Consider the following 23,357-nt stretch of genomic DNA (forward strand, 5'->3'; position numbering starts at 1 on the left):
GAGGTAGATCACCAAAATCGGAACATCCCTCAAGGTTTGCGTAGCCTGGTAGGCTGTGACCATGGCTATGAATGTACGGTCTTCTAGTGAAGAAGACACCAAAAAGGTGCCACCGTTATCCCCCCCCCGGTTGAAGCGCTAATTCAGCAAGGACTATTTCAAGGTCGCACTGTCACGCTGTTCGGTGAAGTAACGAGCGAGCAATGCCAATCGATTTGCGGGCAAATTTTAGCAATGGTTGAAGATGACCCGCATGAGCCTATTACGCTTCTGATTGATAGCCCGGGTGGAAATCTAATGGCGGGCATGATGGTTTATGATTTAATCAAGACTATTGACGCGCCTGTGAATACTGTTGCGATGGGCTTGGCAGCGTCAATGGGGCAGTTCCTCTTGAGCGCAGGAACTAAGGGGCGCCGTTGGGTGTTTCCTTCCGCGCGAATTATGATGCACCAACCTTCCTCCGGCATTGGAGGCTCAGCGGAAGACATTCGAATCCAGGTTGAGCAGCATCGTCTGACTCGTAAGATATTCGAGCAAGAGCAGTCAGCTAATATTGGACAACCAATTGAGACAATTCACAATGATAGTGAACGCGATCGATGGTTTTCAGCTCACGATGCCGTTGATTATGGTATTGCAGATCATGTATTGACCTCTTGGAGTCAGATCCGCGTGTTAAAAATGGACAAAAAAGATGAAAGCTGATCTGGGATTGCTAGCAACTCGAACCTATTAGCGCAGTAACCAATCCGAAGGGTTTTGGTGGTGCATGCTTTTCTGCTTCAAAAATTAACTTAAGCAATTAGATGGCGGATGCGTTTTCGTCGACAGCGTTACTTCAGTTTGGGCAAAACAGGAGATCTTCCTTAGTGAAGCAGATAAGGATGCGTATACAGCGAATAATTGTCTTGCGAATAGAAAGGTTATATAAGGACTTCTGCTGAAAAATGGTTCGGTGAGGTTTCGTGTTGTGCGCTGTGAGGTTGTTGGTGGTGATTGGCAGGTAGCGTAAAGGATTCGAGAGCGTTGGCCTAGTGGTGCCGAGTTTCGTCATGCTGATTTGGCATAGCGCCATGACGGAATGCACCTTGCAAAAACCGTCGTAATCGCGAGGATCTTTGAGGGTTTTGCCTGTGGCTTAGCCGTGAATGATCTCCATTGATTCGCTGATTTCGTCGGATGCTGCGAGGGCTTCGGCGAGGAGTGCGGCGTCGCCGGTGATGCGTGGGTTGAGCCAGTCGTCGTGCATTTCGGCTGGCAAAATTAGTGGCATCCGGGGGTGTACGGTTGCGGCTTGCGCCACGGCGTTGCGCGTGACCAGTGCATACGTGAGCGTATCGACGTCTCCGTGGTAGCTGTTTGTGGTAATTGCGGCGATTCCGAACGTACTGCGGTCCGGCAGGGCGAAGACGGTGCCTTTTTCGACGTACCAGGTAGCGGGCGCAAGTGCACGGTGATTGCGGAATGGGGTTTTCCACGCTGGTGAGCGTAAGAGTTTGTCATCGCGGGCGTTAAATGCGCTGAATTTTGCGGGTTCGTTACGTATGTGGAGCCACCACCAGGCGAGCTGGAGCGTTCGGTTGCCGTCTTGGTCAGTGGTGATCAAGGGGTTGAGGTTGCGAGCTTTGTTTCCGGTAATTTTTGCGGTGCCGTTATGGTGGGCGATCCACTGTTCTAATACATTGTGGTGTTCCCGTTCGTTGAGTGGTGGGAGGTCGTACACCAAGTTCGGGTCGAGGCCGTATGTTGCACACATGGGCTTTTAGGGGTTGGCTACGTTGGGATGGGAAATCATCGGGGCGCTCCAATCTGGCCGCTATTTCTTTGGAAGCGGTATCACGCTGATGATCCTACACAGCGCCTGCAGGCCCCCCGCGGTATGGCGGGGATCACATTATCTCTTCGTGAGGATTCGCTGATTCGTCACGTCTTATAGGTGTCCCTTGTTCACAGTGCCAGCACATGTTGGCGCTACAGGAGTCTGTCAAGTTGTTTGTGTGTGGGAGTTGAAAATGGGGGTTGTTCGGGGTGCTCAATGTATGGTTCGTAGCGGTCGGGGTAGGCCACTGCCATGTGGTGTATAGCCCGTTTTCATTGAGGAACTTTTCGAGCTTCAACGAGCCGGCCGGCGGTAGCGGCAACGCGTTGTTGCGTTCTTGTTTGTGTTGTGGGGCGCGTCGATCTTCGATAGTGCAGATCATCAGCGAAAGTGTTTTGATTGCCGAATCGTCATGGCGGAATTGTGGGAACGGGTTGAACCGGTCCCAGGTGTGGCGCCGGAGGTTGACGGGTTGGGGATATGTTTGTCCCAACGCCGCTGGATTCGAACCGCTGTCATGTGGTGTTGGCTTCATCGGCACTTGGAGGCGTTGTAGATTTCCCGGCGTTGCTTGGTGGCCCCTTCTGCGGTCGGTGGAGGACACGTATCGGGTGGCCGATCGGATGAGATGGACCACTAAAAGTCTGCCCCATCGACTTCGGCTAGGTCGTCTCACATGGCGTTTTGTAAAGCTGTTGAGCCCATCGCAGCCAAACGATGAAGACGACCTTTGGCTGCCTCGGTTGGCACGTTTAAGCGCATATCGATGCCCAAAATGAAGCACCGTGCCTGCTTGGCGAGCCAGAATCGTAAAGCATGTGCTTCGGCACCTCCCATATTGGCTGTGTCAAAAGTACTCATGTGACCACTATTAGTTCTCGACGTCCCTAACTACACCATCCATGGTGTAGCGGTCTCTACGCCCTAAACGTGAGCGAGATGATGTCAGCAGACAAACTTGATGTCGTTTTCCGTTAATCGCCAAGAATAAAGGCGGGTAAAAATAGGAGAATTGTGGGCGCGTTAAACGCTATGGCACCTGCCAGAATTAAGTCGTGGCATTTACTTTTATTGCTTAATGTGATGATACAGATTGTAAGTATTACGATGCTCAGAATAAGCAGCCACATGAACAAATGAACCGAGCGCGCTGGCCCCAAGAGTTCAAACCGCCAAATTGCAGCTGGGAGAAAAGCGATTGCAGTGAGTCCCCACCCGATCGGCCTAGCGTATTGAATGATGACTTTTAGATGTGCTGAATTCATTGAATAGTTCACCACTGCCGGTTGTGTTCTGAGAAAAATGGGAGGGTCCAAATGAAAAGTGTTGGTAATGAAATCAATGAGAAGAAAGCAGCCGACCACAAATCATAGTTTTTCAACTTGATCGCAAAGAAAACGTTAACCACCACACTGGCAAAAATAATGAGTAAGCAAATATATCCCAACCATGAAACATTGCTATCAGCGATACTCATAATCGTGCCTGCGGCGAAGTAGCTTAGAAAGGTCATTGACCATCCGACTTTACGTGCTGTCAACAACATGCGAACAAATCCCATTCATCAATTTTAAACAGATAGTATTGAAATATATATTATAGGTTACCACATCCGTGATAGAGAGGAACTCCGATTATTGCGGCCTCAAGGTATCCCCGCGCATGATCTCCTTCGAAGCTGACTCCCCAAGGGTACTCCCCGCGAAGGTAACGTAAATTATTCACAAATTCTTGATCACAAGTGCATGTATCACGATTGACATTTAAGCAATGATCATGCCCCATGCAGGCTCGATCGAGTGAATTAATAGGATCTCCCGGACCGGAATTAGTTGGGCCGCACCAATTCCCGTAGTTTTCAAAGGGAACAACTTCTTCCACCAGGCCTGGATCTGTGAGGGCTTTCTCCTCGAGGATTATGTTGTTGTAGATCTTCCCCACCTCAACAATTCGTGGGTCAACATTGTCTCGCTCTGCAGATTCGGCATCAAATAACTCGATCCCGCCATCTCGTTTGATTTGGTGAGAGAAGATGACTTCTTTGATTTCTTCCTCCGTCGGGCCATTATCGGAATGGAGGCTAGGGGTTGTGCTCGTTGTTGATGCCGATGGCAAGCTTTCCGCGGGCATTGCGGTGATTGCTGGGAAAGCGGTTAATGATATTCCCACCATGCTCGCAGTAAGCAGCTTTTTGATTTTCATGAATTCCATTCCTAGTGGTGATGTTGTTTGAGAGCTTGTGGACTCCATAGTTTGTGAGACATGGAGCTTAGTTATCTAACTAAGCAGAAACTTTCCTAGAGGTCTAATTTTCTTATGCAAAACCCAAGTTTGCGGGGGTGCTTTATCTCTTCATTATTATTGTGTGCTGCAAATACTGGTAGATCGTTAGGGTGGAACGATAACATGTGCATGGAAGTATCGAAACAATATTCGAACTAATCACTATGTTCGAAGGATGTTTTCAGTAAAATGTTTCATTAAGGTTGATTGGGTTTTAGTGAATTGTCGGGGATCGCTGAGCGGTTCAAGTATCTTGTTTCCGATTTGAGTTTCTGCACACTCCTAACGTTTTTCCTTGTCTAACTTTGTAATGGGGGTAGTTGTAAAATTGCTATTCGTTTTGTGCGCTCAACCATAGGGGCTGAGCTATTTGGTTGTGTGGTTTGGAGTTATTTCGTCACTGAGTAGAAACAGTGTTCGCACGAAGGCTTAAGTATTGGTCTCCGCGACACTTTAGGGCGAGCAAAATCTAGAAATTGGTAATCACACCCATTAACGTTTTGCTTACTTGTGTCCCAGTATTTGGTGCATCTAACGTTGAATTATCAGCGCACAACCACTTAGTGGATACAGTTTGGATGTAGGCAGGAGGTCAGATGACGAACCATATCTCGATGTCAGGTATTGCTCGCTTGGCTGGCGTTGCGAGAACGACGGTGAGTATGTGGCGGAAACGTTTTGGCGTTGATTCGGATTCACCTTTTCCGACACCGTTGAGTCGCGCTGATTTTGATGCCTCTTTGATTTTTGACGCAGCTGCGGTCGCTTAATGGCTTGTTGCTACGAATCGTAGTAAGGGCAGGGACGTTGTTGGGGATGCCCCGTTCCACTCCTCACTGTTTGATGTTAGGTAATCGGGCACAAAAGAATGTTTCTGGGGATCTTCTTGTATTGGCAGTTCACGCAGGTTTGATGGTTCCGGAAGGGCTTCTGTTTGAAGATAGCAATGTCGACTCACCGAGGTGTTAGCAAATTACTTGGCGGAGTGCATCAACTGGAAAACCGCGCGTTATTGAAGTGCTTTATGGTACGAAAATCCAAGATGAAAAGCTTTTTGCTCGAGGTCTAGGAACGGTGCCGGTGATTGGCAAAGAGGAATTGAATGATGTGAGCATGATCGGTAAACGCAGAATTGATCGTCTTCGGCTTGAAGAAATCGTTGCAAATGCGAGGAGTGCGGCGTCGCCGGTGATGCGTGGGTTGAGCCAGTCGTCGTGCATTTCGGCTGGCAAAATTAGTGGCATCCGGGGGTGTACGGTTGCGGCTTGCGCCACGGCGTTGCGCGTGACCAGTGCATACGTGAGCGTATCGACGTCTCCGTGGTAGCTGTTTGTGGTAATTGCGGCGATTCCGAACGTACTGCGGTCCGGCAGGGCGAAGACGGTGCCTTTTTCGACGTACCAGGTAGCGGGCGCAAGTGCACGGTGATTGCGGAATGGGGTTTTCCACGCTGGTGAGCGTAAGAGTTTGTCATCGCGGGCGTTAAATGCGCTGAATTTTGCGGGTTCGTTACGTATGTGGAGCCACCACCAGGCGAGCTGGAGCGTTCGGTTGCCGTCTTGGTCAGTGGTGATCAAGGGGTTGAGGTTGCGAGCTTTGTTTCCGGTAATTTTTGCGGTGCCGTTATGGTGGGCGATCCACTGTTCTAATACATTGTGGTGTTCCCGTTCGTTGAGTGGTGGGAGGTCGTACACCAAGTTCGGGTCGAGGCCGTATGTTGCACACATGGGCTTTTAGGGGTTGGCTACGTTGGGATGGGAAATCATCGGGGCGCTCCAATCTGGCCGCTATTTCTTTGGAAGCGGTATCACGCTGATGATCCTACACAGCGCCTGCAGGCCCCCCGCGGTATGGCGGGGATCACATTATCTCTTCGTGAGGATTCGCTGATTCGTCACGTCTTATAGGTGTCCCTTGTTCACAGTGCCAGCACATGTTGGCGCTACAGATGAAAGTTTTTGGCACCATGTCTGAAAGAAGCATTCCAGAAAAGACGAACCACGATAGCGTCATTCCGCAGACGGGCGCTCAGCAGGCTCGTGCAGCGGAACGGCAATTGGAGCATGCGGCGGAAAAGAAGCTCCATGGTCCGTTGCAAACCGATCGTGGTGTGACCACGCTTTCGGACGCTGTCGTGGCCAAAGTGGCGGGCATCGCAGCCCGCGAAGTGCCCGGTGTTTATGACATGGGCAATGCAGCGCGTCGCGCTTTTTCGGCGGTGAGTGAGCGCATTCCGAACGCCCAGACCAATGTTGCGGGTGGTATCAGCGTGGAAAAGGGCGAGGTGCAAACTGCGATTGATTGCACCATCGTCATTGAATACGGCTACTCCATTGTTGAGGTGGGTAATGCGATTCGCCGCAATGTTATTGAGCAGGTGGAATCGGCGACTGGCCTTGAGGTGATCGAGGTAAACATCGATGTAGTGGACGTTCATGTGCCGCAAGACGATGAAGATTCCCTGCCGAGCAAGAGGGACACTGAGCTGCAATAGTCCGCCTCGGGGGCTGGCGGTGGGCGCCAACATTGTGCGCCCTACAAGCATTTTTCAACCAGGAGTTTTAGTTCTGATGAAAACATCTCATCTTGCACTTTTGATCGGCCTATTTTTAGGGGCAGCGTTTGCGTTCGGTTCCTTCGGACAATTCCTACTGGTCACTCTATTCGGTGTGATCGGTCTCGCCGTTGGGCTGATGCTAGAAGGCCGTATTGAGGTCCGTGGCGCTAACACGCTTTGGAAGAGGTGACCTAGCGTGAGTATGCCAACCACGCGAGAACCGACGCCCCAGGAACCAACCACGCGCGGGCGGACGAATGTTCCGTCGAGCGTGATTGCCAAGATTGCCCAACAGGCCGCCTTCGAAGTGCCAGGGGTGGGCGCTGCCGCTGGTGGATTCCTCGGGATTGGTGCGCACCGTGAGTTTGATTCTCGGCCTACAGCGCAGGTGGAAACGTACGGCAACATCGCCGTAGTCCGCTTGGATATCGGCTTGGGTTTTCCGGTCAACCTAGCGGATGCGTTGCAGCGGGTTCGCACGCACGTAACACGTCGCGTGCACGAACTCGCGGGCCACGAGGTTGGACACATGGACATCACCGTTTCATGGCTGCAGGCTGCGGCGTCGAAACAAAGGGAGCTGTTGTGACTATCCCAGACAAACTCACTACCCGCCCTCCGCGAGTCATTCCGGCGGTGTTGTTAGCAGTGCTTGCCGTGGCGTTTGGAGGCGTTGGCATTTGGCTTTTCGGTGTTCGACAGTTCGACGGTAACTGGCCGCCGCAGGCAAGCGCGACGCTGCAAACGTTGGCCACGGTACCGTTCGGGAGCACCGCGGTGTTTGCTGCATCCATTGCGGTTTTCGTTGTGGGGGTGGTGTTCATGTGCTGTGGACTCATCCCAGGCGATCCCAGCAACCGCGAAGTGCTGCCGTTGGAAGCGCCGGGGCAAACAGTGATGGCCCGCCGCGACATTGCCCGCCAGATCAAGCGTGAGGTCGAACTCATTGATGGGGTGGGGAGTGCCCAGGTTTCGTTACAGCGCCGCGCGTTAGACGTTTCGGTGGGCACTCCGATCGACGCTGTAGATGCGATCAAACAGCGGACCAAAGTGGTGGTGGATCAGCAACTTGAGCAACTCCACCCGACAACCACTATTCGTCCGCGGATCCGTGTGAGGCACGTGCGCTGACACGTCGGTGGACACAGAGAGGAATCGAAAGTGCGTACAGTTTCTCGAGGGCGTAATCGCCTCGTGCTCATTGTTTGCGGTGCGTTATTGCTCATTGCGGGTGCGTGGGTGATGTCTGCATCGACTTCGCTGCGCCAACATTGGCAAGGCGCCGAGCGTTTCCTGCCGGCCCCGCAGCACACCCTGGTGGATATTGCAGCCGTGAACCCGTGGTTATTGCCCGTAGCACTGATCATTTCGGTGCTGCTCTTGGGGTGCGGAGTATTGCTGCTCATTGGTCAGGTGCCCACCGCGCCACCAAGCTCGCCGGTGCGGATCACCGATGGTCAGGACAGCCTGCTGGGTTCCATTGAGCCCAAAGTTTTCGAGCGTGCATTGCAGGAAACTGCGGAGAGTTTCCCCGGCATTGAATCGTCGAACGTGTATTTTGGTGGTAGCACTCGTGCGCCGTGGCTGCAGGCGGAAGTAACTGTCGCGGAAGGGGCGCACCTTGCATGGGCCGTCAATGCTGTGCGGGCCGGACTCGCCGAAGCTGTGACTACGGCGCTTGGAACCCCACCCGCACGGCTGGATCTTCAGGTGAAATTGGGAACCTAATGGCGCTTGGATCGGAACGACAACGACAACTCGTCGTAAGGTCACAGGACGGGGACGATGATGCGTTTTGTGAGATCGTCAACCATCATCAGGCTCGACTGTATCGGATTGCATACATGATTCTGCACGACCGAATGGATGCGGAAGACGTGGTGCAGGAAGCATTGATTACTGCGTGGCGGCGCTTGCATTTGCTGCAAGATCCTGGAACTTTTTCCGCGTGGGTTTCGCAAATCGCGTCGCGGGCTGCCATGGACCTTGTGCGCAAGCACGCGCGCCGGGCCACGGACAGTGCCGATACCCGCAACCTAGAGGACGGGGCACAACCCGATCAGGCTGGGGTTGCGGGTGCTGTCCACGCGAAGGATCCAGCCCACCAGGCGGTGGCGAACGCACAGATGGAAGCGTTGGCAAAGATGCTGCAAACAATCGAGCCGAACAATCGTGCCTGCTGGGTACTCTATGAGATCGACGGGCAAAGTTATCGGGAGATCGCGGCTACCGTAGGCGTCTCCGAAACTGCGGTGCGTGGCCGTATCGCGCGAGCTCGCCAGGCCATCATCGACCGGATGAAGGATTGGAGGTGACTGGGGATGGGTGACCAAACTTCGAATGCCTACCTGGAGTTAATCCGGGCCGTGCACGATGAATGGAACGAACTGGAACGTGCTGGGGATGAATCAGTGCAGGTTTCGGCCACGGCGCTTGCCGCGATTAAGGAAGCCGTGCGTGTGGAAGCCCGACACGGTTGCCAGGTGCACATGCCGGACACCGCACTAGGCACGTACTCCGTGTCCGAGCTTGCGTTGCGGAACCTGCTGCGCAATGCGGCGGATACCGTTCCGGGCGTGTGCGCACTGAACAGCGAAATAGTCGCCGACGATAAAGAAGGCGTGCTGCGTGAACGTGAGACACCCCAACGCCTCGCTTGTCGGATTTCTGTGCAATATGATCGCGTGGATTTCATCAACGTTGCGGAGCAAGTGCGAAGCGCCATTGCTGCGGCGTGTGCCGAACATTTCGGTTTACGCGACGTGGCTATCGACGTTCACATTGAGGATCTTCATGAATGCTGAGTTGAACACCCCCGAGTGCCACACACCGAAACCGTCAACTGTGCGCGCCGCTGACCTTATCCCTATTGTGGAGGCCGTCGACGGCGTGCGGGGCATCCAGGCCGGTGTGGGGACCGCGTTGCGCGCGTTGGATGCGAAGTTGCGTAAACGCGACGAACGCTCAGCGCGCTTCGGCATCATTATCGATGGCGCTACAGACTTGGTAACCTTAGAACTCGCTCTTGAATCGGGGCCGCCGATCAAAGGCATTGTGGAATCAATCCAACGTACCGTGGGTGAAGCATTCGCCTCCGCCGGACAAAATCCGAAAGTTCATGTGCGGGTGATGTCTGTGTATTGATGCCGTACCTGTGGTTGGCTTCATAAGCTGCAAATCGGTGGCTCGTGCGAGGTAGCAGGCACTCGCCTTGCTAAGGTGCTCCGTAGCGTCAGCTGTAACGGAATTCAACGAACGCACGGTTTTCCATTTGGTTCCGGATCCAAGGCGTTTGGCGTATCACGCGAATCTGCAGGAAGGCCTCATTTATGCTTCAAGTGCTCACGTTTGCGCTGTTGGACTCCGTCAACCTGCTGCTCATCGCCGTCGTGGTCGGCATCGGGGTGGCGCTGCCCAGCAAGTACGGCCGAGTAGCAGCACTTCTCGTCGGCGGGGACTGGTTGGGCGTGTTCGTCGCTTCGGTACTGTGCCTCGTGTTTTTCGATTCCATCGGCAGCGCCGTTACCTCACTGGTGCATTCCCCAGTCTTCGGGTGGATTCTCATCATCACCGGCTTGATCGCTTTGGTCATGTCGATTCGGGGCGGCGATTCGAGCGCGATGGTGGAGCGGATTATGGCGCCACTTCGCGCGCCGTCGATAGGCACGGTGGGCATGGGGTTTATGTTGGGGGCGGTGCAATCGCTGACTTCCGCCCCGTTTTATGGCGGGCTGTTGGTGCTTTCCGCCAGCGGGTTGAACGTACTCGTTCGGTACCTCACGCTGTTCCTGTACGCCACACTCGCCCTGAGTTTGCCAACACTATGTGCGATTTGCGTGGGGTACATTCGTAGTCGGCCGGAAAGTTGGTTGGGGCGCAGCTTTGTGTGGGCGCGGGATAACAAAGAAGCCGTCAATAAGTTCGCCGGCTTCTTCGTCGCCTTCATCTTGATCGTTGTAGGCGTGTTTCACCTGTAACAACGGTGCGCCCAGAACGCCCAGAGCGCCCAGAACGCTACGTTGCGGTCAGTGCGGCTGCGCCAAAGGACACGGAGAAGTCTTCGCACCACAGGTCGACGGCAGTCCAATCGTTGGGGTTGAAATCGGCCGGCAGATCGTACACTTGGTTGCCTTGGTTGCCCTTGAGTGGCGCGATGTCAAGATGCGGGTGTTCGCCCGCAGTGAAGAAACCGTCAAAGCCTTCAAACACTGGACCTTTTGAAAGCCACACGCGTACATCCGGCCCATTCGAAGTGTTTAAGTTTTCCAGGGTGAGTTGGTGGGATCCGTCCGGAAGCCGGTAAATTCGAGCATTGCCGGTGGTGGTGTGCTCATGTGAAACGAACTCGCCCTGCGACACTACAACCGGCCCGGAAGGCGTTTCCGAAGCTGGGGAGTGGGTGGCGTTGGAGTCGGTGTTGGCGGTTGCGGATGCGCTGGTTGCGGCTTGGGGAATCTCTTCGTTGATTTCGGTATTTACCAAAAGCAGCCACGGTTTGAACACGGCCAAAGCGATGCCAACAGCAACAATGATGGCGGCGAGAAAGGCTCCTACGAGCAGGCGCCGTTTCGAGGTCATCGTAATCCTTTCAGGTTGCGGTGGTTCAAGCTGGGCGCTTCCGCGCGGTATCAGGGTCCGTATGCTGTAACGCACGTTGCGGCGGAAATAATCCAGCAGGTACGCAACGGCCGGTTGGGTGGTGGGCGACGCCCGTACACGAAAATCCGCAAAAGAACAATGTTCAAGCTGAACCTTTGGGTGCGATATTGTTCACTAATTGGCACGGGGGCGTGTGGGCTCAATATCACTCGTCGCCACGGGGGAATGCTTGGTTATGGTGGGTAAATGTCCGATCGGGCATAAATTTCATGGGTCTAAGCCCACGAAATTCAAAAATAACCGGACATCTATACTGGTTTTCTGCCTGCATATGTCGATTTTTTCACCTAAATTTGGATGTATGAGTCCACGAAAGATTGGCGTAACAGAAGTCGCCTTACGCGATGCGCACCAGAGCCTCATGGCTACCCGCATGGCCCTGGAAGACATGGTCGGGGTTTGCGAGGAAATTGACCAAGCTGGGTTTTGGAGCGTTGAATGCTGGGGCGGCGCAACCTTCGATTCCTGCATTCGCTTCCTGAACGAAGATCCGTGGGAGCGCTTGCGCACCTTCCGCAAGCTCATGCCGAACAGCCGTTTGCAAATGTTGCTGCGTGGTCAGAACCTGTTGGGTTACCGCCACTACGAAGACATGGTGGTGGATAAGTTTGTGGAGAAATCCGCAGAAAACGGCATGGACGTATTCCGCGTTTTCGACGCCCTGAATGATCCCCGCAACCTTGAGCACGCCATGCAGGCTGTGAAGAAGGTGGGCAAGCACGCCCAGGGTACGATTTGCTACACGGTTTCCCCACTGCACACCGTGGAGGGCTACATTGAGCAAGCCGGCCGGCTGCTGGATATGGGCGCCGATTCCATCGCCTTGAAGGACATGGCCGCGCTGCTGAAACCCCAGCCAGCGTACGATATCGTCCGCGGCATTAAAGATACCTACGGGGAGGACACCCAGATCAACGTCCACTGCCACTCCACCACGGGTGTCACATTGGTGACGTTGATGAAGGCTATCGAGGCCGGCGCGGACGTCGTCGATTCGGCCATTTCTTCGATGTCCCTTGGGCCTGGCCACAACCCCACCGAATCGCTTGTGGAAATGCTGGAAGGCACGGGCTATGAGACCGGCCTGAACATGGATTTGCTGATTGCCATTCGCGATCACTTCAAGGCCGTGCGCCCCAAGTATGCCGAATTTGAATCCAAGACGCTCGTGGATACGGATATCTTCCTTTCCCAAATCCCCGGCGGCATGCTGTCCAATATGGAATCCCAGTTGCGTGCCCAGGGCGCCGGCGACCGCATCGATGAAGTGATGCGCGAAGTTCCGGTGGTGCGCAAGGATGCCGGCTACCCGCCGTTGGTGACGCCGTCGTCACAGATCGTGGGCACCCAGGCGGTGTTTAACGTGCTCATGGGCCGTTACAAGGTCATGACCGCCGAATTCGCCGACCTGATGCTCGGCTACTACGGCGAATGTATCGGCGAACGTAACCCTGAGTTGATCAAACAAGCCGAGGCGCAAACTAAGAAGAATTCCATCACTTGCCGCCCCGCGGACCTGCTGGAACCCGAGTGGGACAAGCTGCGTGAAGAAGCTGCCGGGCTGGAAGGTTTCGACGGCACCGACGAGGACGTGCTCACCGTGGCGTTGTTCCCAGGTGTCGCCCCAGGGTTCTTGAAGAGCCGCCCTGAGGGGCCGAAGAACGTGGGCAAGACTGCCGCCCAGCTGGAAAAAGAAAAGGCTGCTGCTTCCGGCGCCGCCAACGCTGTGCGTGAACCGATTAGCTACAAGGTCACTGTGGGTGGCCGTTCCCAGACCGTCAAGGTCGAACCGGCCTAAGGAGACTAGACACCATGGCACATGAAGCCAGCATGCAAGAGCGGCTTGCAGCCCTCGAAGAAGCCCGCAACAAGGTCGCGCTTGGCGGTGGCGAAGACAAGATCGAAAAGCAGCACGAGCGCGGCAAGCTGACCGCCCGCGAACGCATTGCCGCCCTCGTTGATGAGGACACGTTCCAGGAAACGGGCATGTTCGCTACGCACCGCACCACCCACTTCGGCATGGACACCGCCGAAGCCCCCGCAGATGGTGTGGTCACCGGCTCCGGCGCGGTATTTGGCCGCCCCGTGCATATCGCCTCCCAGGACTTCACTGTGATGGGCGGTTCCGCCGGCGAAACTCAATCCAATAAGGTGGCCGCCATGATGGAGGCATCCGCCACCACCGGGACGCCTTTCGTGTTTATCAATGATTCGGGTGGCGCCCGCGTCCAAGAAGGCATTGATTCCCTGTCCGGCTACGGCAAGGTGTTCTACCAGAACGTGCTGCTGTCCGGTTTGGTGCCGCAGATTTCCATTATCGCCGGACCGTGCGCCGGCGGTGCGGCGTACTCGCCCGCGCTTACGGACTTCATTATTCAAACCCGAAACGCACAGATGTTTATCACCGGCCCGGGCGTGATCAAGTCCGTCACTGGCGAAGACGTCACCTCGGAGGCTCTCGGCGGCGCGGATGCCCACATGGCCAAGGCCGGCAACATTCACTTTGTCGCCGAAGATGATGAACAGGCCGTGCTTATTGCGCAGAAGTTGCTCAGCTTCCTGCCGCAGAACAACACCGAGGAACCGCCGGTGGTGGATCCCGACTACATTGTCGAACCCGACGAGTCCCTGCGCGATATCGTTCCCGTGGAAGGCAAAAAGGGCTACGACGTCCGCGACGTGATCACCCGTCTCGTGGACCGTGGTGATTTCCTTGAAGTTCAGGCAGGTTATGCCCAGAACCTCGTCGTGGGTTTCGGTCGCATGGTCGGTCGAACCGTGGGCGTGATTGCGAACCAGCCGAGTGTGATGTCCGGCGTGCTGGACATCAATTCCTCTGACAAAGGTAGCCAGTTTATTCGCTTCTGCAACGCGTTCAACATCCCGCTGATCACGCTGGTTGACGTCCCAGGCTTCATGCCGGGTGTCGCCCAAGAGCACGGCGGTATCATCCGCCACGGCGCGAAGATGCTGTATGCGTATTCTTCGGCGTCCGTGCCAAAGATCACGGTGGTGCTGCGGAAGTCCTACGGCGGCGCATACCTGGCGATGTGCTCGAAGGACTTGGGCGCCGACCGCGTGTTCGCGTGGCCGACCGCGGAGATCGCGGTGATGGGCGCGGATGGCGCGGTGAACGTGGTATTCCGCCGGGAAATTGCCGCCGCGGAAGACAAGGAAGCCAAGCGTGAGGAGCTCATCCAGCTGTACAAGGATACGTTCTCCACGCCGTTTATGGCGGCGTCGCGCGGCCTCGTCGATGACATTATCGACCCCTCCGAAACCCGCCGGGAAGTCGCGATGGCGCTCGAGGTGCTCACCAACAAGCGTGTGACTCGTCCCGCTAAGAAGCACGGCCTAGGTCCGGTGTAAGCAATGGAAAACACCGAATTGCTGCGGCTGGTTCAGCAGCTGCAAACCCGCCTTGAATCGGTCGAAAACGAACTCGAAGAATTGAAACGACGTTCGGACCAGGAGATTCCCGAAGATGTGCTGATGGCCATCTCGGCGGCCGTGTCCGCCTACATGGGTAATAGGGGTCGCGTGCGCGCTGTCCGGTTTAGCCGCCACCGCACGTGGGCCGCCCAAGGCCGCCAAGCAGTCCAGTCCCGCTCCCGTCACCTGTAAGGAAAAGTCATGAAACTTAAAGTGACCGTGAACGGCATCGCTTACAGCGTTGACGTAGAGGTCCAAGAAGAGCACCGCCAGCTCGGCTCCATCATTTTCGGCGGCAATTCCAACGTGTCTGAGCCAGCAACCGCCAGCGTCCAAGGCGTGTCCGCAAACGCGGTCGTCGCACCGCTCGCAGGTTCGGTATTCAAAGTCCTCGTCGAAGAAGGCCAGGAAATCGAGGCCGGCCAGGTGCTGCTCATTCTCGAGGCCATGAAGATGGAAACCGAAATTACTGCACCCACCTCGGGCACCGTGGCCGTCATCCACGTCGACGTCGGCGACGCTGTGCAAGGCGGCCAAGCGCTGGTGGAAATCAACTAGCCGCTTCTCGACGCCGCGACCAGCACCGGTACCACCTACGTGGCGGTGCTGGTCAATGCGGCTAGCACCTCGTCGTGCAGCAGTCCGTTCGTTGCCAGCGCGTCGCCGCCCGCCGGGCCGTCGATACCCGCAAGGGAGGTGAAGCGGCCGCCGGCTTCGCTCACCAGGATGGATAGCGGCGCCAAATCCCACAGCGATACCTCCGGCTCGGTGGCGATATCCACCGCGCCTTCCGCGACGAGGCAATAGGACAGGAAATCCCCGAAGGCGCGCGGCCGCCAAATCGTATCCACGAGTTCGCTAAAGTTTTCGCGCAAGCCGAGCGCTGTCCAGCCTTCGAAAGAGGAGAAGGAGAGGGAAGCGTCGGAAAGTTTCGCAACCTTGGATACTTCGAGCCGTTTCGGCTGACCATTTTGAAACGTACGCCACGCCCCTTCGCCAGCGGATGCGAACCAACGGCGGCATAGGGCGGGGGCGGAGACTACGCCGACGACTGGGCGGCCGTCGATAAGAAGTGCGATGAGTGTGGCCCACACGGGCACGCCGCGAACGTAGTTTTTCGTGCCGTCGATGGGGTCGATCACCCACTGGCGGCCGGTGGTAGGGGTGCCGCCAAATTCTTCGCCAAGTATTGCGTCATTCGGTGCGAGCTGCGCAAGTAACTCCCGCAGCTCTCGTTCGCAGGCAAGGTCGGCCTCCGACACCGGCGTCATGTCTGGTTTCGAATCAACTTTCAAATCCGTTGCTTCGAAGCGGGGCATGGTGATGGCGTCGGCGCGGTCCGCGAGCTGCAGCGCAATATCAAGATCTGATGTCATGTGGTCAGTCTAACGCAGCAACAATATCCTGAACCGCTGTTGCATTCCCCGCAATATTCCAGGTGACACCACCGCTTTCCACCACCGCAACACTGCCGCCAACACCTTCGATTAATGCCCGACCGGGGAGCCAATCCCACGCCGGCACCGAATGCTGCAGCCACGCCCCGAGCGTGCCATCTGCAACGCTAGCCAAATCAATGCTGCCCGCGCCCAACATGCGGATAGTGCCCGCGCCCGTAGCCACCTTGAGCCACGCGCGTTGCACCGCATCCGTGTGCGAAGGGTGTAAGTATGTGCCCAGCGACAGTGTGTTCAAGGGCGCGTCCGTAAGCTGCGGCAACGGCTGGCCGTCGCGGGTGGTGGGGATCGTACGACCCCCAAACCACGTATAGCCCATCGCCGGTCGATGCACCGCACCAAGCAGCGGCTCGTCGCCTTCGGCCAAGGCGAGCGCCGCGCAAAAGTAGTCGCTGCCTGAGGCGTAGTTGTAGGTGCCGTCGATGGGGTCAATAACCCAGACCCGCCCGCTGGTGGATTCCCGTTGCGCGCCCTCTTCGCCCAACACCCCATCCGCGGGCCGGAGCGCCGCGAGGGCGCCGGAAATAAAATGCTCGGCTGCGCGATCCGCCTCGGTGACCACATCGGTGATGTTTGTCTTCTGTTGTGTGCTCACCCCGGCCTCGCGCATCCGCCAGGCGAGCCTACCGGCGTTGTATACCAGCGCTTGGGCGAGGCGTTCGTCGCTATCTGTTTCGTGCGCGATGACGAAGGTTTTCGTGATCGCACCGATCATGTCTTCGAGGTTTTGGGGGGTGCTCATGGGTTCTATTCTGCACGTTGTTACGGGGCCGCGGTGGCAAACATCGGGGGTGAATAATAATAGATGTTATAGAAGCTTATACGCTTTAGTTATGTTGCTTGCTGTTGGTGTACTACTCCTCGTGGCCGCGCTGCTCGGAGTGCCCGCAACGAAGGAGTGCTTCGACTCCCGCAACGGCGTGTGTTGGGATAACGGGATGCACAGTTCGTCACTGTTCGTGGCTGGCTTGCTGCTGCCGTCACTGTTCTGGGTGGCGTTTCCGTTTTGGGGCATTTTGTTCGACGTGGGCCAGCCGCTCATGCTCGTGTTGTTTACCTTGCTGGCGTTGGCGTGTATCGCGCTGGTGTGCGTGGGCACATGGAATGGGCGGCGCAGGTGGGGGAGTGCCGCTTGCGTCACGTACGGTACCGTGCTGGGCGTGGTGATGCCGTGGGCAATTTGGGCGGTGCCGAACCTGCACGATGACATGCTGTTCAAACACCTTTATGCGATCGTGGTGTTAACGCTGTCGGGGTTGACGGCCATTGCGGTGGCCACGGTGCGTTTCCGAGGTGGGCTCGGCCGCTAGGGCCACTGCGGTGGAGATGCTCGGACGGCGGGCAGTCCGCTACACTTGTTCGCTATGCGACAGGACCTTGCTGCTGAATGTGCCGCGTTGGAAGCTACCCTCACCACCATCGAAAAAGTGATGGACCCGGAGGAAATGTCTGTGCGGGTGCGGGAGCTGGAAGCGCAAGCCTCGGACCCGTCGTTGTGGGACGATCCAGACCACGCGCAACGCGTGACTAGCGAGCTATCCGCCGTGCAGGCAAGTCTGCGCAAGTTGCGGGAATTGCGCCAACGATTGGAAGACCTGCCGATCCTGTATGAGCTTGCTGAAGAGGAAGGTGAAGGTACGGAAACTGCCGACGACGAGTTGGCTTCGCTGCGCGCGGATATTGAATCGCTGGAAGTCAAGACCATGCTGTCCGGGGAGTACGACGCCCGCGAGGCCGTGCTGAATATTCGGTCTGGCGCGGGCGGGGTGGATGCCGCGGATTGGGCGGAAATGCTCATGCGCATGTACGTCCGGTGGGCGGAAAAAGCGGGCCACAAGGTGGATATTTACGATATCTCGTACGCGGAGGAAGCAGGTATTAAATCTGCCACGCTGGTGGTGCACGGCGAATACATGTACGGCACGCTGTCCGTGGAGCAGGGCGCGCACCGCCTCGTGCGTATCAGCCCCTTTGACAATCAGAGCCGCCGCCAAACCTCCTTTGCTGAGGTGGAGGTGTTGCCGGTGGTGGAGTCTACCGACCATATTGACGTGCCGGACAGTGAAATCCGGGTGGACGTGTATCGTTCCTCCGGGCCAGGCGGGCAATCAGTGAACACCACTGACTCCGCGGTGCGTATCACGCACTTGCCCACCGGCATTGTGGTGACGTGCCAGAATGAAAAATCGCAGATTCAGAACAGGGCGTCGGCAATGAGGGTGTTGCAGGCGAAATTGCTGGAGCGCAAACGCCAAGAGGAGCGGGCGGAGCTGGACGCGCTCGGTGCCGGGGGTAACGCATCCTGGGGTAACCAAATGCGTTCTTATGTGCTGCACCCCTACCAAATGGTGAAGGATCTGCGTACAAACTTTGAGGTCGGCGACCCGGCGAAAGTGCTGGACGGAGACATCGATGGTTTCCTGGAGGCCGGCATTCGGTGGCGCATGGCGCAGACGACGGAATAACCACCACATTGGTGTTGGCTTAGGCTTGCCTATTACAGTGGGTGCTATGAAAACCGCGTACAAGGTCATCGGCATCGTATCGCTCGCCTGTGGGGCGGTTGGTGTTGTGCTGCCGCTGCTGCCCACCACGCCGTTTTTGCTCCTCGCTGGCTTTTGCTTTACGCGCAGTTCGCAACGCCTCCACGCTTATCTCTACGGCCACCCAGTGTTCGGTGGTTACCTGACGCGCTACGAAACCGGCGCGCTCACCCTGAGTGATAAGCTCCGCACTCTCGCGGTTTTGTGGGTCGGCCTTGTGTGCTCCGCAATATTCGTGGGCAAGCCCGTGGTGTATGGGGTGTTGGGGGTGATCGGCCTCGCCGTGACCGTGCACCTTTTGCTCATGGCGCCGCGCAAGAAGGCAGCGGCGAAGACCGTTCCGGAACCTGTGGAGGTGTAGCAGGCCCTAGCCGGGTGTCGGTTCTGCTTGGTTTGCGTTGTGCCCCGCCAGCGATCCTGGGCAAAAAGTCAGGGCACATCTCAGGGAAGTTCTCGCCGTTACTAGATCATGTGACTGGAGTGAACTAGTGTGGGGTGAGTGATCACCTTCGAAAGTGTAAGTAAAATATATAAAACTTCCACCCGGCCCGCGCTGGATAACATTACCTTGACCATTGACCGTGGCGAGTTTGTCTTCCTTATCGGGCCCTCCGGCTCGGGCAAATCCACGTTTTTGGAACTCATGCTGCGCGAGCAAAACGTGACTAGCGGTGACATTCACGTTGCGGAATTTCACGTTAATACGTTGCGCGGGGCCCAGATCAATAAGCTACGCCAGCGCATTGGCTACGTGTTTCAGGATTTTCGGCTGCTTCCGAAAAAGAGTGTCTACGATAACGTCGCGTTTGCCTTAGAGGTGATTGGCAAAAAGCGCAGCGTGATTGACAAACTCGTGCCGGAAACCTTGGAATTGGTCGGGCTCGAAGGTAAGGCGAATCGCATGCCCAGCGAATTGTCGGGCGGTGAGCAGCAACGCGTGGCCGTTGCTCGTGCGTTTGTCAACCGGCCGTTGGTGTTGCTCGCGGACGAGCCCACGGGCAACCTTGACCCGGAAACGGCCAATGACATTATGGTGCTGCTCAATCGCATCAACCGCACGGGCACGACCGTGGTGATGTCCACCCACAATGCATCGGCGGTGGATGCGATGCGCCGCCGCGTTATCGAATTGAACCTAGGTAAATTGGTCCGCGACGATGCCCACGGCGTCTACGGCGTAGGCCGCTAACGGGAGAGGATTGCACTGATGAAATTGGGTTTTGTGCTCCGAGAAGCACTCCAAGGGTTGGGGCGAAACCTCACCATGACCGTGGCGCTGATTATCACCACGGCGATTTCGCTGGCGTTGCTGGCCACCGGGTTTTTGGTCACCGGTATGACGGAACGAACCAAGGAAATTTACCTTGACCGTGTCGAAGTGATGGTGCAATTCACCGACGAGGTTTCCGCGCAAGATCACGATTGCTCCTCCCAGGCTTGTAAAGATGTTCGAGACAAGTTGGATGGGGCAGAGGGGGTGGAAAGTGTGACATTCCGCTCGCGCGAGCAGTCCTACCAGCGCTTTGTGGAGGTCTTCCAGGATTCGGATCCGCTGTTGGTGGCGTCCACGAGTAAAGACGCCCTGCCTGCCGCGCTGCACGTGCGCCTTGTGGATCCGCTCGACCCGAAACCGCTGGACCCAGTTCGCGATATGGCGCAAGTGTCGGACGTGATCGACCAGGTAGATGATCTCCGCTCCGCCACCGGCAACCTTGACGCGGTGCGCAACGCTACCTTCCTCATCGCCGCTATTCAGGCGATCGCCGCGATTTTCCTCATTGCAAACATGGTGCAAATCGCCGCCTACGCCCGCCGCGAGGAAATTTCCATTATGCGCATGGTCGGCGCCTCCCGCTGGTACACCCAAGCGCCGTTCGTTATGGAGGCAGTGATTGCCGTCGTGTTCGGTTCGTTGCTCGCCATGATTGGCCTTGTTGGCGGCAAGAAGTTCGTGCTTGACCGCGCGCTGACCGGCCTGTACGAGTCGAAGCTCATCGCCCCAATCACCGCCGCAGACATTTGGGTAGTGTCCCCGATTGTGGCGCTTGTGGGAATCCTGTTTGCCGCGGTGACCGCGCAGGTGACGTTGCGGATGTACGTGCGCAAATAGCTGTAAGCTTGGATGCGCTATGGCTAAGAAAAAGAAGAAGGCGGTGGATAACCCGGTTATCGCTACCAACCGCAGAGCACGACACGATTATCACATCCTAGAGACCTACGAGTGCGGTGTGGCGCTCGTAGGAACGGAAATTAAGGCGCTCCGCGAGGGGAAAGTTACCCTTAACGACGCTTTCGCAACCATTGACGACGGTGAAATTTGGCTCCGTCACCTGCATATTCCCGAGTATTCGCACGGTTCCTGGATGAACCATTCCCCGCGGCGTAGCCGTAAGTTGTTGCTGCACCGGCGCGAAATTGATGCGATCATGGGCAAGGTGCGCGACGGCAATCGAACGCTCATCCCGCTGAAGCTGTACTTTAAGAATGGCCGCCTGAAGGTCGAGCTTGGCTTGGGCCAGGGTAAGCAGAATTACGATAAGCGCCAAGATCTCAAGCGTCGCGCCGCAGAGCGGGACGTTACCCGCGAATTAGGGCGGCGGGTGAAAGGTATGCGCGGCTGATTCGCTTGTCGACGCCGCGCCTGCCGCGCCAACCTCTCTCATAGGTACACTGGGTCCTCAGTGAAACTTTGACACGCCTAGGCCGAAGGATGCTTGATGGACCCAGAGCTTTTCCGATCGACGCTTACAAGGCAGCTCGATAACCACGCGTCCAAGTGGCAGCCCCAGGTCGCGGTTCATGCGCCCGACCTTGGGATCGAATACCAGTATGGCGACGCCGATCGGCCTTATCATTCCGCCAGTACCGGCAAACTAGTCACCGCGGCGCTGATTATGCAGCTTGTTCAGCGGCGAGAACTTGCCCTCGATACTCCCGTGGTCAGCGTGCTGGATCCGGCTGAAGTGCGCGGCATTTTCGCGGACGGCCAGCTAGGCAAGGTTACTATCGAACAGCTTCTCGAGCATACCTCCGGCGCCAATGACTACTTTCTTGGCCGTGCGAACGGGCCAACCATCTACGAACAAGCTGTGCAGGATTTGGGCAAACGTTGGACACCGGCCGACTTACTGGCCCACGCCCGTGAGCGGCAAAAACCTGTGGCTGATCCCGGTAAACGATTCTTCTATAGCGATACCGGCTTTATCGTCCTAGGTCGTATTCTCGAAGAAAAGACCGGGCTGGAGTTCCACAACCTCGTCCACGAACGAATCTTCGATCCGCTCGGGATGGCGAGCGCCTTTATGCCCGGACTGAGTGGGTCTCGACGCGGCGTCGACAAGCTTGCGCCGTTGTACCTTGGCGCAACGCGCGTAGATACCGCCAATGCCCTCACCATTGATTGGGCGGGCGGCGGCCTGGCGGCAACCCCCGCTGATTACCTCACCATGCTGAAAGCCTTGCGAACTGGTGTGCTATTCGATAAGGAGCGTTGGGATTGGATGGTTAAACCTCGCCACCGCTACCGCTGGGGCCTGCACTACGGTGCCGGCAATATGACCGTCAAATTTGAAGGCCTCATGCCCTGGCTGCGCGGGCGGCCACGCCTGCACGGGCACCTGGGTGTCACCTCCGCCCACCTCTGGTACGACCCAGTGCATCGCGCCGATATTGCCATCAACTATGGATCTACCAAAGCAATGCGCCCCAGCTTCGTGGCGCTGATCGCGGTCGTCGAAACGCTCCGGAAGCTCAGCAAAGAAGGGGGTTGCGCGCGGGCATGAACGTGACATACACTTGTGAAGCTTTCACGGAAAGGCACAAAACCCGCCGGAAAGCTATGGGGCTGATTATGGTTTCGACTCCGTACATTAAGCCAGGGGAAGCGTGCCGGTGCAGGCTAGAGACCACCGTTAAGCGTCGCAGCAACAAATAAGCGCAGAGAATACTCAGCGCGACTACGCCCTCGCTGCCTAATACAGCGACCGCGTGTCTGTCAGCCTAGGTTCCGTCCTTGGCCTAGAATCTGGCATCGTTGAAAGGACTTGCCGCCGCATCGTGTTGACGGGGTGCAGCGGGACATTTACCGACAACTGGGCCCATCATCCGGACATGTTCGTCTGATCCGGAGGGCCGAGCAGAGATCACGTGCGAACTGCGCACGGAGAAGCCCTGGCAAAATGGCGAAGGACCCGGGTTCAATTCCCGGCAGCTCCACCAAGAACACCCAGTGGGTAACCAAGTTACTCGCTGGGTGTTTTGTTGTGTGCGGCTCGGAGACGGAATTGCCACGGGCTGAGCATGTGAGGAGGCTGATGCGGCGAAGGTGGCGGAGAATTACGCCGAGAATGCGATCATGCTGCTATTTGATGCCAATGAATTGCTCCTTCCCAGTTACGAACGTACGAGCTATTTCATAATGTTTGTGGAAAAGAAACCGCAGTTCAAGGTAGATAAGCGGTGGACTCGCCCCGATTGTAATACGGCTACGTATTCTGGGCTGTACATCGTGACCGTTGCGGATGGGCATACTGAAGATATGGGCGTTACCTTTACCTATCCTTGGGAAGATTGGTGGGCGGCAGGTGCTGGGTCATTACTCCTTT

General features: G+C 56.5%; 28 protein-coding genes and 1 other RNA gene. 21 read left to right on the top strand and 8 right to left on the bottom strand.

Annotated elements, in window-relative coordinates:
* Window positions 1–141: 141 nt before the first annotated feature.
* Window positions 142–708, top strand: a complete 567-nt coding sequence (locus Q4D83_RS08385) for a ClpP family protease (protein ID WP_303174729.1) — start codon at window positions 142–144, stop codon at window positions 706–708.
* Window positions 709–1,141: 433 nt separating this feature from the next.
* On the opposite strand, the gene Q4D83_RS08390 is transcribed toward Q4D83_RS08385, so the two are convergent.
* From Q4D83_RS08390 to Q4D83_RS08410, 5 genes are all read right to left on the bottom strand, one after another.
* Window positions 1,142–1,759 carry an SOS response-associated peptidase family protein gene (locus tag Q4D83_RS08390; RefSeq protein WP_303174650.1) on the bottom strand — a complete coding sequence of 206 codons (618 nt, stop codon included), beginning with the start codon at window positions 1,757–1,759 and terminating at the stop codon, window positions 1,142–1,144.
* A gap of 735 nt (window positions 1,760–2,494) precedes the next feature.
* Window positions 2,495–2,683, bottom strand: coding sequence for a hypothetical protein (locus Q4D83_RS08395; RefSeq protein WP_303174652.1), 189 nt, complete (start codon window positions 2,681–2,683; stop codon window positions 2,495–2,497).
* Window positions 2,684–3,095: 412 nt separating this feature from the next.
* Window positions 3,096–3,383: a hypothetical protein gene (locus Q4D83_RS08400; RefSeq protein ID WP_303174653.1), complete on the bottom strand. Its 288-nt coding sequence runs from the start codon at window positions 3,381–3,383 to the stop codon at window positions 3,096–3,098.
* 35 nt (window positions 3,384–3,418) lie between these two features.
* Window positions 3,419–4,024, bottom strand: a complete 606-nt coding sequence (locus tag Q4D83_RS08405; protein WP_303174655.1) for a phospholipase A2 family protein — start codon at window positions 4,022–4,024, stop codon at window positions 3,419–3,421.
* A 1,103-nt stretch (window positions 4,025–5,127) separates the two neighbouring features.
* The gene (locus Q4D83_RS08410; RefSeq protein ID WP_303174657.1) at window positions 5,128–5,832 is read right to left on the bottom strand and encodes an SOS response-associated peptidase family protein; all 705 of its coding nucleotides are present in this window, start codon (window positions 5,830–5,832) and stop codon (window positions 5,128–5,130) included.
* A 239-nt stretch (window positions 5,833–6,071) separates the two neighbouring features.
* On the opposite strand from Q4D83_RS08410, the gene Q4D83_RS08415 reads away from it, so the two are divergent.
* The 8 genes from Q4D83_RS08415 (at window position 6,072) to Q4D83_RS08450 (ending at window position 10,639) form a co-directional block, all read left to right on the top strand.
* A complete protein-coding gene (locus tag Q4D83_RS08415; protein ID WP_303174659.1) occupies window positions 6,072–6,599 on the top strand; it encodes an Asp23/Gls24 family envelope stress response protein in 528 nt (175 codons plus the stop codon).
* Window positions 6,600–6,864: 265 nt separating this feature from the next.
* Complete coding sequence (locus Q4D83_RS08420; RefSeq protein ID WP_303174660.1) at window positions 6,865–7,251, top strand: Asp23/Gls24 family envelope stress response protein; 387 nt, start codon at window positions 6,865–6,867, stop codon at window positions 7,249–7,251.
* Window positions 7,248–7,793, top strand: a complete 546-nt coding sequence (locus tag Q4D83_RS08425; protein WP_303174663.1) for a DUF6286 domain-containing protein — start codon at window positions 7,248–7,250, stop codon at window positions 7,791–7,793. The genes Q4D83_RS08420 and Q4D83_RS08425 overlap by 4 nt, the downstream gene beginning before the upstream one ends.
* Before the next feature lie 30 nt (window positions 7,794–7,823).
* Complete coding sequence (locus Q4D83_RS08430) at window positions 7,824–8,390, top strand: hypothetical protein (RefSeq protein WP_303174665.1); 567 nt, start codon at window positions 7,824–7,826, stop codon at window positions 8,388–8,390.
* Complete coding sequence (locus Q4D83_RS08435) at window positions 8,390–8,977, top strand: RNA polymerase sigma factor (RefSeq protein ID WP_303174666.1); 588 nt, start codon at window positions 8,390–8,392, stop codon at window positions 8,975–8,977. The genes Q4D83_RS08430 and Q4D83_RS08435 overlap by 1 nt, the downstream gene beginning before the upstream one ends.
* Before the next feature lie 6 nt (window positions 8,978–8,983).
* Complete coding sequence (locus Q4D83_RS08440) at window positions 8,984–9,466, top strand: hypothetical protein (RefSeq protein WP_303174668.1); 483 nt, start codon at window positions 8,984–8,986, stop codon at window positions 9,464–9,466.
* Entirely contained in the window at window positions 9,456–9,806 is a 351-nt protein-coding gene (locus Q4D83_RS08445; protein WP_303174670.1) for a hypothetical protein, read from the top strand. The genes Q4D83_RS08440 and Q4D83_RS08445 overlap by 11 nt, the downstream gene beginning before the upstream one ends.
* Before the next feature lie 185 nt (window positions 9,807–9,991).
* Entirely contained in the window at window positions 9,992–10,639 is a 648-nt protein-coding gene (locus tag Q4D83_RS08450; RefSeq protein WP_303174671.1) for a hypothetical protein, read from the top strand.
* 37 nt (window positions 10,640–10,676) lie between these two features.
* On the opposite strand, the gene Q4D83_RS08455 is transcribed toward Q4D83_RS08450, so the two are convergent.
* Window positions 10,677–11,240, bottom strand: a complete 564-nt coding sequence (locus Q4D83_RS08455) for a DM13 domain-containing protein (RefSeq protein WP_303174672.1) — start codon at window positions 11,238–11,240, stop codon at window positions 10,677–10,679.
* A 382-nt stretch (window positions 11,241–11,622) separates the two neighbouring features.
* Here Q4D83_RS08455 and Q4D83_RS08460 point away from each other — a divergent pair, with 382 nt between their 5' ends.
* From Q4D83_RS08460 to Q4D83_RS08475, 4 genes are read left to right on the top strand one after another with little or no spacing between them, the layout of a single operon-like run.
* Complete coding sequence (locus Q4D83_RS08460) at window positions 11,623–13,119, top strand: methylmalonyl-CoA carboxytransferase subunit 5S (RefSeq protein WP_303174674.1); 1,497 nt, start codon at window positions 11,623–11,625, stop codon at window positions 13,117–13,119.
* Window positions 13,120–13,133: 14 nt separating this feature from the next.
* On the top strand, window positions 13,134–14,690 hold the full coding sequence (locus Q4D83_RS08465) for an acyl-CoA carboxylase subunit beta (RefSeq protein WP_303174675.1): 1,557 nt from the start codon (window positions 13,134–13,136) through the stop codon (window positions 14,688–14,690).
* Window positions 14,691–14,693: 3 nt separating this feature from the next.
* Window positions 14,694–14,945 (top strand): hypothetical protein, encoded by a 252-nt coding sequence (locus tag Q4D83_RS08470; RefSeq protein ID WP_303174676.1) that lies wholly within the window; start codon window positions 14,694–14,696, stop codon window positions 14,943–14,945.
* Window positions 14,946–14,954: 9 nt separating this feature from the next.
* A complete protein-coding gene (locus Q4D83_RS08475; RefSeq protein WP_303174677.1) occupies window positions 14,955–15,311 on the top strand; it encodes a biotin/lipoyl-containing protein in 357 nt (118 codons plus the stop codon).
* A 35-nt stretch (window positions 15,312–15,346) separates the two neighbouring features.
* Here Q4D83_RS08475 and hisN read toward each other — a convergent pair whose 3' ends face one another.
* Together hisN and Q4D83_RS08485 are read right to left on the bottom strand one after the other, a co-directional pair.
* Entirely contained in the window at window positions 15,347–16,129 is a 783-nt protein-coding gene (gene hisN, locus Q4D83_RS08480) for a histidinol-phosphatase (protein ID WP_303174679.1), read from the bottom strand.
* A 4-nt stretch (window positions 16,130–16,133) separates the two neighbouring features.
* Window positions 16,134–16,952 (bottom strand): inositol monophosphatase family protein, encoded by an 819-nt coding sequence (locus Q4D83_RS08485; protein WP_303174681.1) that lies wholly within the window; start codon window positions 16,950–16,952, stop codon window positions 16,134–16,136.
* Between the two features lie 91 nt (window positions 16,953–17,043).
* Here Q4D83_RS08485 and Q4D83_RS08490 point away from each other — a divergent pair, with 91 nt between their 5' ends.
* The 8 genes from Q4D83_RS08490 (at window position 17,044) to ssrA (ending at window position 22,971) form a co-directional block, all read left to right on the top strand.
* Window positions 17,044–17,520, top strand: a complete 477-nt coding sequence (locus Q4D83_RS08490; RefSeq protein ID WP_303174682.1) for a hypothetical protein — start codon at window positions 17,044–17,046, stop codon at window positions 17,518–17,520.
* Between the two features lie 54 nt (window positions 17,521–17,574).
* Window positions 17,575–18,675, top strand: a complete 1,101-nt coding sequence (gene prfB, locus Q4D83_RS08495) for a peptide chain release factor 2 (protein ID WP_303174684.1) — start codon at window positions 17,575–17,577, stop codon at window positions 18,673–18,675.
* A 46-nt stretch (window positions 18,676–18,721) separates the two neighbouring features.
* Window positions 18,722–19,114, top strand: a complete 393-nt coding sequence (locus Q4D83_RS08500; protein ID WP_303174686.1) for a YbaN family protein — start codon at window positions 18,722–18,724, stop codon at window positions 19,112–19,114.
* Window positions 19,115–19,252: 138 nt separating this feature from the next.
* Entirely contained in the window at window positions 19,253–19,942 is a 690-nt protein-coding gene (ftsE, locus tag Q4D83_RS08505) for a cell division ATP-binding protein FtsE (protein WP_303174688.1), read from the top strand.
* An 18-nt stretch (window positions 19,943–19,960) separates the two neighbouring features.
* A complete protein-coding gene (gene ftsX / locus Q4D83_RS08510) occupies window positions 19,961–20,863 on the top strand; it encodes a permease-like cell division protein FtsX (protein ID WP_303174690.1) in 903 nt (300 codons plus the stop codon).
* Between the two features lie 19 nt (window positions 20,864–20,882).
* A complete protein-coding gene (smpB, locus tag Q4D83_RS08515; RefSeq protein WP_303174692.1) occupies window positions 20,883–21,374 on the top strand; it encodes an SsrA-binding protein SmpB in 492 nt (163 codons plus the stop codon).
* A gap of 96 nt (window positions 21,375–21,470) precedes the next feature.
* Window positions 21,471–22,535, top strand: coding sequence for a serine hydrolase (locus Q4D83_RS08520; RefSeq protein WP_303174694.1), 1,065 nt, complete (start codon window positions 21,471–21,473; stop codon window positions 22,533–22,535).
* A 58-nt stretch (window positions 22,536–22,593) separates the two neighbouring features.
* Window positions 22,594–22,971: a transfer-messenger RNA gene (gene ssrA, locus Q4D83_RS08525) on the top strand.
* The last annotated feature ends 386 nt before the right edge of the window (window positions 22,972–23,357 follow it).

The organism is Corynebacterium sp. (genome assembly GCF_030532715.1).
Classification (GTDB): domain Bacteria; phylum Actinomycetota; class Actinomycetes; order Mycobacteriales; family Mycobacteriaceae; genus Corynebacterium.

Excerpts from the sequence above, each read along its gene's own strand:
- Q4D83_RS08490 (WP_303174682.1), top strand. The coding sequence starts at position 17,044 with ATGTTGCTTGCTGTTGGTGTACTACTCCTCGTGGCCGCGCTGCTCGGA.
- hisN (WP_303174679.1), bottom strand. The coding sequence starts at position 16,129 with ATGACATCAGATCTTGATATTGCGCTGCAGCTCGCGGACCGCGCCGAC.
- Q4D83_RS08520 (WP_303174694.1), top strand. The coding sequence starts at position 21,471 with ATGGACCCAGAGCTTTTCCGATCGACGCTTACAAGGCAGCTCGATAAC.
- Q4D83_RS08465 (WP_303174675.1), top strand. The coding sequence starts at position 13,134 with ATGGCACATGAAGCCAGCATGCAAGAGCGGCTTGCAGCCCTCGAAGAA.
- Q4D83_RS08475 (WP_303174677.1), top strand. The coding sequence starts at position 14,955 with ATGAAACTTAAAGTGACCGTGAACGGCATCGCTTACAGCGTTGACGTA.
- Q4D83_RS08470 (WP_303174676.1), top strand. The coding sequence starts at position 14,694 with ATGGAAAACACCGAATTGCTGCGGCTGGTTCAGCAGCTGCAAACCCGC.
- Q4D83_RS08445 (WP_303174670.1), top strand. The coding sequence starts at position 9,456 with ATGAATGCTGAGTTGAACACCCCCGAGTGCCACACACCGAAACCGTCA.
- Q4D83_RS08420 (WP_303174660.1), top strand. The coding sequence starts at position 6,865 with ATGCCAACCACGCGAGAACCGACGCCCCAGGAACCAACCACGCGCGGG.
- Q4D83_RS08460 (WP_303174674.1), top strand. The coding sequence starts at position 11,623 with ATGAGTCCACGAAAGATTGGCGTAACAGAAGTCGCCTTACGCGATGCG.
- Q4D83_RS08455 (WP_303174672.1), bottom strand. The coding sequence starts at position 11,240 with ATGACCTCGAAACGGCGCCTGCTCGTAGGAGCCTTTCTCGCCGCCATC.
- Q4D83_RS08410 (WP_303174657.1), bottom strand. The coding sequence starts at position 5,832 with ATGTGTGCAACATACGGCCTCGACCCGAACTTGGTGTACGACCTCCCA.
- ftsX (WP_303174690.1), top strand. The coding sequence starts at position 19,961 with ATGAAATTGGGTTTTGTGCTCCGAGAAGCACTCCAAGGGTTGGGGCGA.
- Q4D83_RS08415 (WP_303174659.1), top strand. The coding sequence starts at position 6,072 with ATGTCTGAAAGAAGCATTCCAGAAAAGACGAACCACGATAGCGTCATT.
- smpB (WP_303174692.1), top strand. The coding sequence starts at position 20,883 with ATGGCTAAGAAAAAGAAGAAGGCGGTGGATAACCCGGTTATCGCTACC.
- Q4D83_RS08500 (WP_303174686.1), top strand. The coding sequence starts at position 18,722 with ATGAAAACCGCGTACAAGGTCATCGGCATCGTATCGCTCGCCTGTGGG.
- Q4D83_RS08450 (WP_303174671.1), top strand. The coding sequence starts at position 9,992 with ATGCTTCAAGTGCTCACGTTTGCGCTGTTGGACTCCGTCAACCTGCTG.
- prfB (WP_303174684.1), top strand. The coding sequence starts at position 17,575 with ATGCGACAGGACCTTGCTGCTGAATGTGCCGCGTTGGAAGCTACCCTC.
- Q4D83_RS08440 (WP_303174668.1), top strand. The coding sequence starts at position 8,984 with ATGGGTGACCAAACTTCGAATGCCTACCTGGAGTTAATCCGGGCCGTG.
- Q4D83_RS08405 (WP_303174655.1), bottom strand. The coding sequence starts at position 4,024 with ATGAAAATCAAAAAGCTGCTTACTGCGAGCATGGTGGGAATATCATTA.
- Q4D83_RS08390 (WP_303174650.1), bottom strand. The coding sequence starts at position 1,759 with ATGTGTGCAACATACGGCCTCGACCCGAACTTGGTGTACGACCTCCCA.
- Q4D83_RS08485 (WP_303174681.1), bottom strand. The coding sequence starts at position 16,952 with ATGAGCACCCCCCAAAACCTCGAAGACATGATCGGTGCGATCACGAAA.
- Q4D83_RS08395 (WP_303174652.1), bottom strand. The coding sequence starts at position 2,683 with ATGAGTACTTTTGACACAGCCAATATGGGAGGTGCCGAAGCACATGCT.
- Q4D83_RS08435 (WP_303174666.1), top strand. The coding sequence starts at position 8,390 with ATGGCGCTTGGATCGGAACGACAACGACAACTCGTCGTAAGGTCACAG.
- Q4D83_RS08400 (WP_303174653.1), bottom strand. The coding sequence starts at position 3,383 with ATGGGATTTGTTCGCATGTTGTTGACAGCACGTAAAGTCGGATGGTCA.